General features: G+C 71.6%; 15 protein-coding genes. 6 read left to right on the top strand and 9 right to left on the bottom strand.

What is annotated here, in order from left to right; translation table 11 throughout:
- Positions 1 to 184: 184 nt before the first annotated feature.
- From ABH935_RS14810 to ABH935_RS14785, 6 genes are all read right to left on the bottom strand, one after another.
- A complete protein-coding gene (locus ABH935_RS14810; protein ID WP_370378445.1) occupies positions 185 to 1,147 on the bottom strand; it encodes a bifunctional riboflavin kinase/FAD synthetase in 963 nt (320 codons plus the stop codon).
- 159 nt (positions 1,148 to 1,306) lie between these two features.
- A complete protein-coding gene (gene truB / locus ABH935_RS14805) occupies positions 1,307 to 2,224 on the bottom strand; it encodes a tRNA pseudouridine(55) synthase TruB (RefSeq protein WP_370378444.1) in 918 nt (305 codons plus the stop codon).
- 4 nt (positions 2,225 to 2,228) lie between these two features.
- On the bottom strand, positions 2,229 to 2,684 hold the full coding sequence (gene rbfA, locus ABH935_RS14800) for a 30S ribosome-binding factor RbfA (RefSeq protein ID WP_370378443.1): 456 nt from the start codon (positions 2,682 to 2,684) through the stop codon (positions 2,229 to 2,231).
- Between the two features lie 30 nt (positions 2,685 to 2,714).
- Positions 2,715 to 3,011 (bottom strand): DUF503 domain-containing protein, encoded by a 297-nt coding sequence (locus tag ABH935_RS14795; protein WP_370378442.1) that lies wholly within the window; start codon positions 3,009 to 3,011, stop codon positions 2,715 to 2,717.
- A 102-nt stretch (positions 3,012 to 3,113) separates the two neighbouring features.
- Complete coding sequence (gene infB / locus ABH935_RS14790) at positions 3,114 to 6,326, bottom strand: translation initiation factor IF-2 (RefSeq protein ID WP_370378441.1); 3,213 nt, start codon at positions 6,324 to 6,326, stop codon at positions 3,114 to 3,116.
- Positions 6,327 to 6,495: 169 nt separating this feature from the next.
- The gene (locus tag ABH935_RS14785; RefSeq protein ID WP_323747791.1) at positions 6,496 to 6,723 is read right to left on the bottom strand and encodes a YlxR family protein; all 228 of its coding nucleotides are present in this window, start codon (positions 6,721 to 6,723) and stop codon (positions 6,496 to 6,498) included.
- A gap of 181 nt (positions 6,724 to 6,904) precedes the next feature.
- Here ABH935_RS14785 and ABH935_RS14780 point away from each other — a divergent pair, with 181 nt between their 5' ends.
- The 3 genes from ABH935_RS14780 to ABH935_RS14770 are packed head-to-tail and all read left to right on the top strand — an operon-like array spanning position 6,905 to position 8,375.
- A complete protein-coding gene (locus ABH935_RS14780; protein WP_370378440.1) occupies positions 6,905 to 7,249 on the top strand; it encodes an ArsR/SmtB family transcription factor in 345 nt (114 codons plus the stop codon).
- Positions 7,246 to 7,767: an SRPBCC family protein gene (locus tag ABH935_RS14775; protein WP_370378439.1), complete on the top strand. Its 522-nt coding sequence runs from the start codon at positions 7,246 to 7,248 to the stop codon at positions 7,765 to 7,767. The genes ABH935_RS14780 and ABH935_RS14775 overlap by 4 nt, the downstream gene beginning before the upstream one ends.
- 5 nt (positions 7,768 to 7,772) lie before the next feature.
- Positions 7,773 to 8,375, top strand: coding sequence for a dihydrofolate reductase family protein (locus ABH935_RS14770; RefSeq protein ID WP_370378438.1), 603 nt, complete (start codon positions 7,773 to 7,775; stop codon positions 8,373 to 8,375).
- A gap of 74 nt (positions 8,376 to 8,449) precedes the next feature.
- Here ABH935_RS14770 and ABH935_RS14765 read toward each other — a convergent pair whose 3' ends face one another.
- Positions 8,450 to 9,286, bottom strand: a complete 837-nt coding sequence (locus tag ABH935_RS14765; RefSeq protein WP_370378437.1) for a helix-turn-helix transcriptional regulator — start codon at positions 9,284 to 9,286, stop codon at positions 8,450 to 8,452.
- A 103-nt stretch (positions 9,287 to 9,389) separates the two neighbouring features.
- Here ABH935_RS14765 and ABH935_RS14760 point away from each other — a divergent pair, with 103 nt between their 5' ends.
- Positions 9,390 to 9,794, top strand: a complete 405-nt coding sequence (locus tag ABH935_RS14760) for a heme-binding protein (protein WP_370378436.1) — start codon at positions 9,390 to 9,392, stop codon at positions 9,792 to 9,794.
- Positions 9,795 to 9,930: 136 nt separating this feature from the next.
- Here ABH935_RS14760 and nusA read toward each other — a convergent pair whose 3' ends face one another.
- Both nusA and rimP read right to left on the bottom strand, forming a co-directional pair.
- A complete protein-coding gene (nusA, locus tag ABH935_RS14755) occupies positions 9,931 to 10,908 on the bottom strand; it encodes a transcription termination factor NusA (protein ID WP_370378435.1) in 978 nt (325 codons plus the stop codon).
- A gap of 5 nt (positions 10,909 to 10,913) precedes the next feature.
- Positions 10,914 to 11,534: a ribosome maturation factor RimP gene (rimP, locus tag ABH935_RS14750; protein WP_370378434.1), complete on the bottom strand. Its 621-nt coding sequence runs from the start codon at positions 11,532 to 11,534 to the stop codon at positions 10,914 to 10,916.
- A gap of 117 nt (positions 11,535 to 11,651) precedes the next feature.
- Between rimP and ABH935_RS14745 the strand changes: the two genes are divergently transcribed.
- Positions 11,652 to 12,179, top strand: a complete 528-nt coding sequence (locus ABH935_RS14745; protein ID WP_370378433.1) for a hypothetical protein — start codon at positions 11,652 to 11,654, stop codon at positions 12,177 to 12,179.
- Positions 12,176 to 12,583, top strand: a complete 408-nt coding sequence (locus ABH935_RS14740; protein ID WP_370378432.1) for a ferritin-like domain-containing protein — start codon at positions 12,176 to 12,178, stop codon at positions 12,581 to 12,583. The genes ABH935_RS14745 and ABH935_RS14740 overlap by 4 nt, the downstream gene beginning before the upstream one ends.
- Positions 12,584 to 12,624: the final 41 nt, after the last annotated feature.

The raw sequence follows: 12,624 nt of genomic DNA, 5'->3' as shown, positions 1-12,624 counted from the left end.
GCGAGACCCCCGACAAATCGATCTTGACTGCCGGACGCCGCTGCTTCAGTGCCAAAGTCATTCCTGTCCCCTCGACAACGTGGTCGGACCCTTGAGGGTTCAAGCGTTGTAACCGAGGACAGGGCGGGTGTATTCCCGCGCACGGACCGCTGTGAGCTGGGCCGTACCCGGTGTGACGAACGCCTCACGCGGCGTCGGTGATCTCCCGCGCGGCCTTGCAGTCGTCGGCCATCCGGTCCAGCAGGGCCTCGACCGAGTCGAACTTCAGCGTGTCGCGCAGGCGGGCGGCGAACTCCACGGCCACGTGCGTGCCGTACAGGTCCAGGTCGTCGCGGTCCAGCGCGTACGCCTCGACCCGCCGGTCGGTGCCGTCGAAGGTCGGGTTGGTGCCGATGGAGATCGCGGCGGGGTGCCGGACGGACTTCTCCGGCTTGTCGACGTCGGTGATCAGCCAACCCGCGTAGACGCCGTCGGACGGGATCGCGGCGAACGGCACGGTCTCCACGTTCGCGGTCGGGTAGCCCAGCTCCCGGCCCCGCTGGTCGCCGCGCACCACCACGCCCTCGACCCGGTGCGGCCGGCCCAGCAGCGCTCCGGACTCGGCCACCGCGCCCTCGCCGATCAGCGCGCGCACCCGGGTCGAGGAGAAGCGGTTGTCCGCGCTCTCGCCCTCCGGGCCCCGCAGGCTGACCGGCACGACCTCGAAGCCGTACCGGGTGCCGGCCTCCTGCAGGGCGGCGGCGTCGCCGGCGGCCCGGTGCCCGAAGCGGAAGTTGGCGCCGACCACGACGGCCCGCGCGTGCAGGTGCTCGACCAGCACCAGCCGGATGAACTCCTCCGGCGCCCAGCGCGAGACCTCCAGGCTGAACGGCAGCACCAGCACCGCGTCCACGCCCTCGGAGGCCAGCAGTTCGGCCCGGTGGCGCTGGGTGGTCAGCAGCGGCGGGTGGCTGCCCGGCCGCACGATCTCGCTGGGGTGCGGGTCGAAGGTGAGCACCACCGTCGGCAGACCGAGCGCGCGGCCTTGGGCGACGGCCGTGCGGACCACCTCGCGGTGGCCGCGGTGGACGCCGTCGAAGACGCCGATCGTGACGACCGAGGGGCCGAAGTCCTGCGGGACCTCGGCGGTGCCGTGCCAGCGTTCCACGGGGGTGCCTGCCTTGTGGTTGAGAGAGGTTGCCGACACACAAGAGTGCCATCCGGGGCCCGCTGACGCGCAATCGGTCCCCGGCACGATCTGTATCCCGACATTCGAAATCTGTGGCCTAGGACTTTTGGGCCATGGATGCGCCCTCTGGTGCTCTGGTCAGATGAAGACAGCCACCGGCTTGGCTTTCTTCCCGCTCGGCAGGTCCTCGTACAACGCCAGGAACCGGCCGTCCGGCCCGAACACCGCCACCGGCTCCCCGGGCCGTTCGGAGGCGGCCAGGAAGCCGCCGTGCGCGACCGCACCGGCCTGCTCGGCGGTGAGCTCCCGGGCCGGAAACGCGGCCCGCGCGGCGGCGTCCAGCGGGACCACCGGCAGTTCCCCGCCGCCGTCCACCAGCTCGGTCAGCTCGGCCAGCGGGCGCGCCAGGTCCAGGCCGTAGGGCCCGACCGCGGTGCGCCGCAGCATCGTGAGATGCCCGCCGACGCCCAACCGTGCGCCGAGGTCGCGCGCCAGGGCCCGGATGTAGGTGCCGGAGGAGCACTCGACGGTCGCGTCGACGTCGACCAGCGCGCCCTCGCGGCGGATGCCGTGGACCTCGAAGCGGTGGATCGTCACCGGCCGCGCGGCCAGCTCCACCGTCTCACCCTCGCGCACCCGCTTGTAGGAGCGGACGCCGTCCACCTTGATCGCCGAGACCGCCGACGGACGCTGCAGGATCTCGCCGGTGAATGACGGAATCGCGCCACGAACCATGTCATCTGACACACCCGAGGCGTCCGCGCTGTCGGTCAGCTCGCCCTCGGCGTCGTCGGTGATCGTGCTCTGACCCAGGCGGATGGTGGTCTCATACGTCTTGCGGGTGAGCGCGAGGTGGCCCAGCAGCCGCGTGGTCTTCTCCACGCCCACCACGAGCACGCCAGTGGCCATCGGGTCCAGCGTCCCGGCGTGGCCGACGCGCCGGGTGCGCGCGAGTCTGCGCACCCGGCCCACCACGTCGTGCGAGGTCCAGCCGGCCGGCTTGTCGACGATCACCAGACCGCCCGGGCCGTCGTCGGCCTTCGTCCGCTTGCCCACCGGCTCAGGCGTCCTCGTCCTCGTCGTCGAACTCGTCGTCGCGCGGGGCCCGGTAGGGGTCCGGCTCGCCGGCGTAGCTCGCCGTGGCCGCCGCGTCCCGGACCGCGGCGTCCGAGACCGCGACCTTGGCCAGCAGGTCCTCGATCTGCCGGGCGCCCTCCGGGATGGCGTCGGCGATGAAGGTCAGCGACGGCGTGTGCTTCACGCCGGTCTGCCGGCCCACCTCGGTGCGCAGGATGCCCTTGGCCGACTCCAGGGCCGCCGCGGACTCCGCACGCTCTTCCTCACTGCCGTACACGGTGTAGAACACCGTGGCGTCGCGCAGATCGCCGGTGATGCGGACGTCGGTGATGGTGACGAATCCGAGCCGGGGGTCCTTGACCCGGTTTTTGAGGGTCTCGGCGACGATCACCCGGATCCGGTCGGCCAGCTTCGCGGCGCGCGTTCCGTTGTTCGCCATGCGAACTCACTCCTTCTTGCTCGGATTTGTCTAGTCGTCCTCGTCGCTGTGCAGCCGTCTGCGGACGCTGAGCAGCTCGATCTCCGGGCGCCACGCTACGGCGCCTTCAAGATCGTCGAGCACTTCGTTCACTCGTGCGGCGGTGGCCGCGACCACGGCGACGCCGATCTCGGCGCGCCGGTGGAGGTCCAGATAGCCGGTCTCGGCGGCGCCGACGGCGGCCCGCTTGTCCAGCTCGGCCAGGATCGGCTTGACGATCCCGCGCTTCTCCTTCAGCGAGTGGACGTCGCCGAGGAGGATGTCGAGGGTCATAGTCCCCACGAACACTGCACATCAGGGCCAACCCGGCCCAGGGGATGAGTCCCTACTTCTTCTTAAGTAGAGAGTAGTAGGGGCGGCCCGGGTGGACCGCCCCATTATCGCTACCTGTTAGACGCGCGGCTTCTCGCGCATCTCGAAGGTCTCGATGATGTCGCCTTCCTTGATGTCGTTGTACGACCCCAGGTTGATACCGCACTCGAAGCCCTCGCGGACCTCGGTGGCGTCGTCCTTCTCGCGCCGCAGCCCCACGATGGTGAGGTTGTCGGCGACGACGGAGCCGCCGCGGATGAGGCGCGCCTTGGAGTTCCGCTTGATGACGCCGTCCTGGACCATGCAACCGGCGATGTTGCCGATCTTGCTGGAGCGGAAGATGGCGCGGATCTCGGCGGTCCCGAGCTGCACCTCCTCGAACTCCGGCTTGAGCATGCCCTTCAGGGCCGCCTCGATCTCCTCGATCGCCTGGTAGATGACCGAGTAGAAGCGGATCTCGACGCCCTCGCGGTCGGCCTTGGTCTTCGCACGGCCGTCGGGACGGACGTTGAAGCCCAGGATGACCGCGTCGGAGGCCATCGCCAGGTCCACGTCGGACTCGGTGATGGAACCCACGCCGCGGTGCACGACGCGCAGGTCGACCTCGTCGCCGACGTCCAGCTTGAGCAGCGAGTCCTCCAGGGCCTCGACCGAGCCCGCACCGTCACCCTTGATGATGATGTTGAGCTGCTGGACCTCGCCGGCCTTGATGACCTTCTCCCAGTCCTCGATCGAGACGCGCTTGCGGGAGCGGGCCATGGCCGCGTTCCGCTCGCGGGTCGCGCGGCGCTCGGCGATCTGCCGGGCCACGCGGTCCTCCTCGACCACCAGGAAGGTGTCGCCGGCGCCCGGGACGCTGGTGAGACCGAGCACCTGGACCGGACGCGACGGCCCGGCCTCGGCGACGCTCTCGCCGTTCTCGTCCATCATGGCGCGCACCCGGCCGTAGGCGTCGCCCACGACCATGGAGTCGCCGACGCGCAGCGTGCCGCGCTGCACCAGCACCGTGGCCACGGCGCCGCGGCCGCGGTCGAGGTTGGCCTCGATCGCCACGCCCTGGGCGTCCATGTCCGGGTTGGCCCGCAGGTCCAGCGACGCGTCAGCGGTCAGGATGACCGCCTCCAGCAGCTGGTCGATGTTCAGGCCCTCGCGCGCGGAGATGTCGACGAACATGGTCTCGCCGCCGTACTCCTCGGCCACCAGCCCGTACTCGGTGAGCTGGCCGCGCACCTTCGTCGGGTCGGCGCCCTCCTTGTCGATCTTGTTGACCGCGACCACGATCGGCACGTCGGCGGCCTGGGCGTGGTTCAGCGCCTCGATCGTCTGGGGCATCACGCCGTCGTCCGCCGCGACCACCAGGATCGCGATGTCGGTGGCCTTGGCACCGCGGGCACGCATGGCGGTGAACGCCTCGTGACCGGGGGTGTCGATGAAGGTGATGGCCCGCTCGTTGCCCGCGACCTCGGCGACCACCTGGTAGGCGCCGATGTGCTGGGTGATGCCGCCGGCCTCGCCCTCGATGACGTTGGTCTTGCGGATGGCGTCCAGCAGGCGCGTCTTACCGTGGTCGACGTGACCCATGACGGTCACGACCGGCGGACGGACCCGCAGGTCCTCCTCGCCGCCCTCGTTCTCGCCGAAGTCGATGTCGAAGGACTCCAGCAGTACGCGGTCCTCCTCCTCGGGCGAGACGATCTGCACGGTGAAGCCGAGCTCCTGGCCGAGCAGTTCGAAGACGTCGTCGGAGACCGACTGCGTCGCCGTCACCATCTCGCCGAGGTGGAACATCACCTGCACCAGGGACGCCGGGTTGGCGTTGATGCGCTCGGCGAAGTCGGTCAGCGAGGCGCCGCGGGGCAGCCGGATGGTCTGCCCGTTGCCGCGAGGCAGCATCGCGCCGCCGAGCGACGGCGCCTGCATGTTGTCGAACTCTTGACGCCGCTGCTTCTTCGACTTGCGACCGCGGCCCGGACGACCGCCGGGACGGCCGAAGGCACCGGCCGTACCGCCGCCGCCGGCGCGACCGCCGCGGCCGTAGCCGCCACCGCCGCCGGGACGGCCGCCGTAGCCGCCGCCACCGCCGCCGGGGGCACCGCCGCCGGGACGCGGGGCGCCGTATCCGCCGCCACCGCCACCGCCGCCGGGACGCGCGCCGGGACCGCCCGCGGGGGCGCCGGGGCGCGGACCGCCGCCGGTGCGGCCGCCGGGACCGCCGGCCGGGGCGCCGGGACGCGGACCGCCGGGACGGCCCTGACCGGCACCGGGACGCGGAGCCGCACGGCCGGGCATCATGCCCGGGTTCGGACGCGGGGCGCCGGGGACGCCGCCGCCGGGACGCGGCGGCATGCCCGGACGCGGGCCGCCGTCGCGGCCGCCCTCGCCCTGCGCGCCGGCCGGCGGGCCCGGACGCGGCGCGGGCCGCGGGGGCTGCTGCATGCCGGTCGAGCCGGAGGACGTGAACGGGTTGTTGCCGGGACGCGGGCCGGCCGGACGCGGGCCCGGGGCCGGAGCGCCGCCGGGACGACCGCCCTGGCCCTGACCCTGGCCCTGACCGGGACGCTGCGCGCCGGCCGGGCCGGGACGGGCGCCGGGTGCCGGGCGCTGGCCGCGGTCACCGCGGTCGGGGCGCTCGCCACGGTCGCGGTCACGATCGCGGTCGCCGCCGGGACGCTGGCCCGGGGCACCGGGACGCGGGCTCTGACGGCCGGGGATGCTGCCGCCGCCGGCGGCCGGGGCCTGCCGCGGCGGGATCGCACCGCCGGGACGCTCGCCCTGGCTGGGACGCGCCGGCGAGGCCGGACGCGTGGGGGCCGGGGAAGGCGCCGACGGAGCTTCGGCGACCGGGGTGACCGGAGCGACCGGAGCGACCGGAGCGACCGGTGCCTCGGGAACGCTGGGCGCCGAGGTCTGGACGTCGGAAGGCTGGGCCACCGGGCTCGCAGCCGCGGCCGCCGCCTGGGCCTGCGCGGGAACCGCGGGGCCGGGCTTGGGCGCGACCGGGCCGGGGCGCGGACCGGGCTTGGGGGCACCGCCGGGACGCGGGGTGCCGGAGGACGCCGCGGTCTTCGCGGCGGGGGCGGACTGCGCGGAGGCAGTCGCCTTCGGGGCGCCACCCTTGGCGCCGCCGGATTCAGCTTGTTGGATGCTGTCGATCAGTTTACGGACGACCGGCGCCTCAACGGTGGAGGACGCCGAGCGGACGAACTCACCCAGATCTTGGAGCTTGGCCATCACGACCTTGCTCTCTACTCCGAGCTCCTTGGCGAGTTCATAGACCCGGACCTTGGCCACTTCACTCCTTCTTCGGCCCGCGTCTGTTCGCGAAGCCGTCTGGTTACTGCATGGGCGTACTCATCGCGTGGTGCTGCTCATCGAGTGCTCATCGCCTGACTCGACCTGCTTCCGACTAGTACTGGGTTCTCTCTGCTCCACGCACCTGACGCGGACAGGGATGTAGTGCTCAGCTGCCTTCCAACAACGCGCGGACCGCCGTTGTTTCCAACGGACCGTCGACCCGCAGCGCCCGCGGGAACGCCCGACGCTTCTCGGCGAGGGCCAGGCATCCCGGATCGGGGTGGAGGTGTGCTCCACGTCCGGGCGACCGCCCGCGCAGGTCGGGGACGACAGCGCCCTCGACCGCCACGACACGCAGCAGCTCCGTCTTCGCCGCTTTTGCCCTGCAACCCACACATGTGCGCACCGGTACGGAACGTGCCGATGCGGCAGGGCGTGCAGAAACATCCGTCTGGCTAGACACGTCTCAGTCTAGCGCCTGGATCACTTCGCCGTTCGCCGGGTTATTGACGGGAGGTCGGCCCCCGACCTATAGTCAACACATCGGTTGATTAACGAGATGGTTGATTAACACCATGGTTGACGACACAGAAGCGGCCCTTGACCGGGCCTTCACCGCCCTCGGCGATCCGGTCCGCCGCGCGATCGTGGCGCGGTTGTCCCGCGGCGAGGCCACGGTGAACGAGTTGGCGGACCTGTTCCCGATCACCAAGCAGGCGGTCTCCCGGCACATCGGCGTCCTGGAGGACGCCGGCCTGATCACCCGCAGCCGGGACGGCCAGCGGCGGCCCTGCCACCTGGACCCCGCGGCCCTGGAGCGGCTGACCGCCTGGATCGACGGCTACCGGCTGGCCGCCGAGAGCCGCTTCCGCAAGCTCGACGCGGTACTGGAAGCACTCAAAGAGGAGGAAGAACGATGAGCACCGATCCCGAATCCGGCACGAGCACGACCGCCGGCACCAACCCCACGACCATCGAAGCGCCCGAGGGCACGCCATTCCTGGACGTCACCCGCGACTTCGACGCCACCCCGGCGCAGGTCTTCCGCGCCTACACCGACCCGAAGCTGGTCGCGCGCTGGCTGGGCCCGCGCGACCTGGAGATGGACATCGAGGAGTACGACGCGCGCCCCGGCGGCCGCTACCGCTACGTGCACCACGGCGGTCACCTCGGCGAGCTGCGCGCCGCCTTCCACGGCGTCTTCCACACCGTCGAGGCGGACCGGCTGATCATCCAGACCTTCGAGTTCGAGGGCGTGCCGAACGAGGTGGCACTCGACATCTGCCGGTTCACCGAGGTGGACGGCAGGACCCGGGTGACGACGCGCTCGGTGTTCCCGTCGATGGAGACCCGCGAGGGCGCACTGACGTCCGGGATGACCCACGGGATCCAGGACTCGATGGAGCGGCTCACCGAACTGCTGGCCTCGGGGGTGTGAGGGCGATGAGCAGGGTCGTCATGGCCGACGCGGTCTCGCTGGACGGCTTCCTGGCCACCGCCGACGACCAGGTCGGTCCGCTGCACGACTTCTACTTCCACGGCGACACCCCGATCACCGCGGGGAACCGGCACCTGTCGTTCAAGGCGTCGGCGGTCTCGGCGAAGTACCTCGACCGGCAGTGGTCGCGGATCGGCGCGATGGTCATCGGCCGGCGACTGTTCGACATCACCAACGGATGGGACGGCGTTCCGGTCGCCGGCGACCGCGTCTTCGTGGTGACGCACAGCGTTCCCACGGACTGGGAGCACCTGGGCACCGCGCCGTTCACGTTCGTCACCGACGGCGTGGAGAGCGCCATCGCGCAGGCGAAGGAGGTCGCCGGACCGGACCGGGACGTGTCGCTCAACGGGGGCGACGTCGGCGGCCAGGCCTTCGCCGCCGGCCTGGTGGACGAGGTGGACATGGCGCTGGTGCCGGTGGTGTTCGGCAGCGGGAAGCGGTTCTTCGGCGAGCACTTCACAGAGCACGTACTCCTGGACGATCCCACCGAAGTCGTTCAGGGCGAGCGGGTCACGCACCTGCATTACAAGATCCGCAACGGCTGACCGGCAGACGGCCCACGGCCCGACCGCGCGGGGTGCACCGAGGGGGTGTCCGCCGTGCGCGGTCGGGTCGGGGTTCAGCCGGCGGCCCAGGACCCGAGCATCCGCAACGAATCCGCCGTCGCGGACCCCGGCGGCGCGGTGAAGACGATCATCGTCAGGTCCGGGTCCGCCGCGACCGTCAGCGCCTGCCAGTCCAGCAGCATCCGCCCGACGACCGGGTGGTCGAAGCTCTTGCGGAACGAGTCGGTGGCGAGGACCTCGTGGCCGCCCCACCACCGGCGGAAGTCCGGGTCCCGGTCCAGCAGCTCGCTGACCACCTCCGCCATCCGCCGGTCCCCCGGCATCAGGCCGACGCTCATCCGCATCCGGGCCACGCTGACCGCGGCGACCTCGTCCCAGTTCCGGTGCATGCCGCGGACCCGGGGTTCCAGGAACAGCATGCGGATCATGTTCCGCTCCCGCGCCGGCATCTCGGCGAAGTCGAGGTACAGCGCGACCGCGATGTCGTTCCAGGCCACGATGTCCCCGCGCGGGTCGATGACCAGGACCGGGACGTCCTTCATGGCCTCCAGCAGGTCCCGCAGCAGCGGGCTGACCGCCGGCCGGCCGTCGCGGTCGGCGTCCGCGGACCGGGTCCGGACCGGCGGTTGCGCGAGGATGTGCAGGTAGGCCCGCTCGGCGTCGGTCAGCCGCAGCGCGGTGGCGATCCCGTTCAGGACGCTGTCCGAGGCGGTGGTGACCCGGCCCTGTTCGAGCCGGGTGTAGTGGTCCACGCTCATGGCGGCCAGCTGCGCGACCTCCTCGCGGCGCAGGCCGCTCACCCGGCGGGGGTTCCCGACGGCGGGCAGCCCGACGGTCTCCGGCGCTATAGCCGCCCGCTTCGACTTCAGGAATGCTCCGAGCTCGCTCACGCATCCCAGCATCGCACCCCCGAGCGCCGCGTTCCTGGGGCAGCCGTCCCCAGGAACAGCCGAGCTCTGGTTGTGCCGTCCGGCGCGGGGCGAATCTTGAGCCATGAGCAACGCACTGAACCTCGAAACCACCACCCGCATCATCGCCGCCGGCCAGGAGGCCGCCGCCGGCATCGGCGTCGCCATGTCCATCACGATCGTCGACACCGCCGGGACCCTCGTGGCGTTCCAGCGGATGGACGGCGCCTGGCTCGGCTCCGTCGACATCTCCCAGCGCAAGGCGCGGACCTCCGCGCTGTTCCCGATGCCGAGCGCCGTCCTCGGCGAGATGTCCCAGCCCGGCGGCCCGATCTACGGCGTCGAGGCCACCAACGGCGGCCTGGTCTCCTTCGGCGGCGGGCTGCCGCTGGCCGCCGCGGACGGCACCGTCATCGGCGCGGTCGGCGTCTCCGGCGGCCTGGTCGACCAGGACGTCGCGGTCGCCGAGGCGGTCGCCAAGGCGGTCTGACGCCGCCCCGACCGCCGCATCCACCGATGATCCGCCAGTGATCCACCACTGAATGAGGGCCCTCCGATCGGAAGGCCCTCATTCGCCGTGCTCAAGTTCGCCGTGCTCAAGCCGCTCGCGCTGCGCGCGCTCGCCGTCACTGCTCGGTGACCGGCTCCGCGTCCGAGCGGATGTCGATCCGCCAGCCGGTCAGCCGCGCCGCCAGCCGCGCGTTCTGGCCTTCCTTGCCGATCGCCAGCGAGAGCTGGAAGTCCGGCACGATCACCCGTGCGCTGCGCTGGTCCAGGTCCACGACCTGCACCTTCGACACCCGCGCCGGGGACAGCGCGTTGCCGACCATCTCGGCCGGGTCCTCGGACCAGTCCACGATGTCGATCTTCTCGCCGTGCAGCTCGGCCATCACGTTGCGGACCCGCGCGCCCATCGGGCCGATGCAGGCGCCCTTGGCGTTGACGCCGGCCCGGTGCGAGCGGACCGCGATCTTGGTGCGGTGACCGGCCTCGCGGGCGATGGCGGTGATCTCCACCGCGCCCTCGGCGATCTCCGGGACCTCCAGCGCGAACAGCTTCCTGACCAGGTCCGGGTGGGTCCGCGAGAGCGTCACCTGGGGACCGCGCTGGCCGCGGCGGACGTCCACCACGTAGCACTTCAGGCGCTCGCCGTGCCGGTACTCCTCGCCCGGGACCTGCTCGGCGGCCGGGAGCGTGCCCTCGATCTTGCCGATGTTCACCAGCACCGCGCGCGGGTCGCGGCCCTGCTGCACCACGCCGGTGATCAGGTCGCCCTTGCGGCCGGAGAACTCGCCGAAGGTCTGCTCGTCCTCGTGGTCCCGCAGCCGCTGCAGGATCACCTGCTTGGCAGTGGTGGAGGCGATGCGGCCGAACTCGCTCGGGGTGTCGTCGTACTCCCGGGTGGTGCCGTCCTCGATGTCCTCCACGGCCCACACGGTGACGTGGCCGCTGGCCCGGTCGACCTGGACCCGGGCCCGGGACTTCGCGCCGTCGGTGCGCTTGTAGGCGATGAGCAGCGCGGCCTCGATGTCCTCGACCAGCTTCTCGAAGGGGATCCCGCGGTCCTTCTCCAGGTCGCGCAATGCACTCGTGGGGATGTCCATGGTCGTCAGCCCTCCTCGTCCTCGTCGATGTCCTCGATGTCGTCGGTCCCGTCAGTATCGTCGAAGCCGTCGGCGTCCTCGGCACCCTCGACGGCTTCGGCACCCGCCTCGTCGTCCTTGCGGTTGAACTCGATCTCCACCCGGGCCTTGGCGATCTCGGCGAACGCCAGCCGGCGCTCCTGGGTGGTCGAGGGCTGGCCCTTCTTCTTGCCGGGCACCTCCACCTCCAGCAGCACGCCGTCCTCGTCGCTGTCGAGGACCCGGCCGGTGGCCTCGCCGCCGTCGGCCAGCACCGCGCGCACCAGTCGGCCCTTGGCCCGGCGCCAGTGCTTGGGCAGGGTCAGCGGCCGGTCGGTGCCCGGCGAGCCGACCTCCAGCACGTAGGGCTGGTCGCCCATGACCGCGGCGCCCTCCGGGCCGTCGAGCACGTCGGAGACCACCCGGGTGAGATCGGAGACTGCGTCGAGCGACACGCCGTCGTCGCCGTCCACGACGACCTCGACACGGCGCCGGCGGGCCACCTGCGAGACGCGGACCGTCTCCAGGTCGTAGCCGGCGGCGGCGACGACCGGCTCCAGCAGCGCTTGCAACCGGTCCGCCGGGGCTCCGGTTCGGGGGGTGCTCATCGTTCTCCTTGTGCAGTTGTCGTCCGTCGTGCTGTCGCTTCGTAGCCAACACAGTATCCGTTCCGCACCAGGGCGCGCTCACGTCGGCGCGGCGTCGGGAATCGCTACACTTTGCCGGTGACCTGGGTGCCCGTGGAGCTGACGAGACGCACGATGCTCACCGCGACAGGTGTGGCGCTGTTAGGCGCGTGTGCTTCTCCTGGCGGAACCAAGGGATCCGAGGCTTCTCCGGCCAAACCGGTACCGGCCGGGCAGCCCGACCCGGTGCGCGACCGCGCGCTGTCCGCCGAGGCCGATCTGCTCACGCAGTACGACGCCACCTTGGCGCTGCCGTCGGTGGCCGCCGACAGCGGACTCACGGCGAAGCTCAAGACCATCCGTGCGGAACACGTCTCACACGCCGCCGCCATAAAGGAGGGCTACACGGCTCCCGCCGCCGCGACGCCCTCCACTCCCCCGGCCACGACCGACGCTAAAACCGACGCCAAGACCGCCGTGGCGACGCTGGCCAAGGCCGAACAGGACGCCGCGAACGCCCGGACCTCCGACATCCTCGCCGCCGACGGCGACACCGCCATGCTGCTGGCGTCCATCGCCGCCGCCGAGTCCGGCCACGCGGCGCTGCTTCTGGGTGGCTCCGCGTGAGCGCGCTGCAGACCGCGCTCGGGAACGAGCACGCGGCGGTGTACGGGTACGGAGTTCTGGCGGTCCACCTCATCGGCGCACAGCGGAACGCCGCGCAGAACGCGTACGACACACATCGCGCGCGCCGCGACATCCTCATCGGTCTGATCGAGGCGCAGGGCGACAAGCCGGTCGCCGCGGCGCCGGCCTATGCGATCCCGTTCGCTGTGAACACCGCGGCGGACGCCACGCGGTTGGCGACGCAGTTGGAGGAACGGCTCGGCGCTTCTTATGCGGACGTCGTCCAGTCCTCGTCCGGAGACACTCGACGCACCGGGTTGGAGTGGCTGACGGACGCCGCCGTCCGCGCGGTGCGGTGGCGCGGGAGTTCGGTGGCGTTCCCGGGTCTGCCGGAACGGGACTGACCCCGGGAGCCTTCCCTCAGTCGTTTCGGTCGTTTCGGTCG

It is taken from the genome of Catenulispora sp. GAS73 (assembly GCF_041262085.1).
In the GTDB taxonomy this organism is placed as follows: domain Bacteria; phylum Actinomycetota; class Actinomycetes; order Streptomycetales; family Catenulisporaceae; genus Catenulispora.
This window is presented reverse-complemented; position numbering and strand designations above follow the sequence as displayed.

Bases quoted from the DNA above. Each gene is read 5' to 3' on its own strand.
- nusA (WP_370378435.1), bottom strand. From the start codon at position 10,908: ATGGACATCCCCACGAGTGCATTGCGCGACCTGGAGAAGGACCGCGGG.
- ABH935_RS14770 (WP_370378438.1), top strand. From the start codon at position 7,773: ATGAGCAGGGTCGTCATGGCCGACGCGGTCTCGCTGGACGGCTTCCTG.
- ABH935_RS14775 (WP_370378439.1), top strand. From the start codon at position 7,246: ATGAGCACCGATCCCGAATCCGGCACGAGCACGACCGCCGGCACCAAC.
- ABH935_RS14760 (WP_370378436.1), top strand. From the start codon at position 9,390: ATGAGCAACGCACTGAACCTCGAAACCACCACCCGCATCATCGCCGCC.
- rbfA (WP_370378443.1), bottom strand. From the start codon at position 2,684: ATGGCGAACAACGGAACGCGCGCCGCGAAGCTGGCCGACCGGATCCGG.
- ABH935_RS14780 (WP_370378440.1), top strand. From the start codon at position 6,905: ATGGTTGACGACACAGAAGCGGCCCTTGACCGGGCCTTCACCGCCCTC.
- rimP (WP_370378434.1), bottom strand. From the start codon at position 11,534: ATGAGCACCCCCCGAACCGGAGCCCCGGCGGACCGGTTGCAAGCGCTG.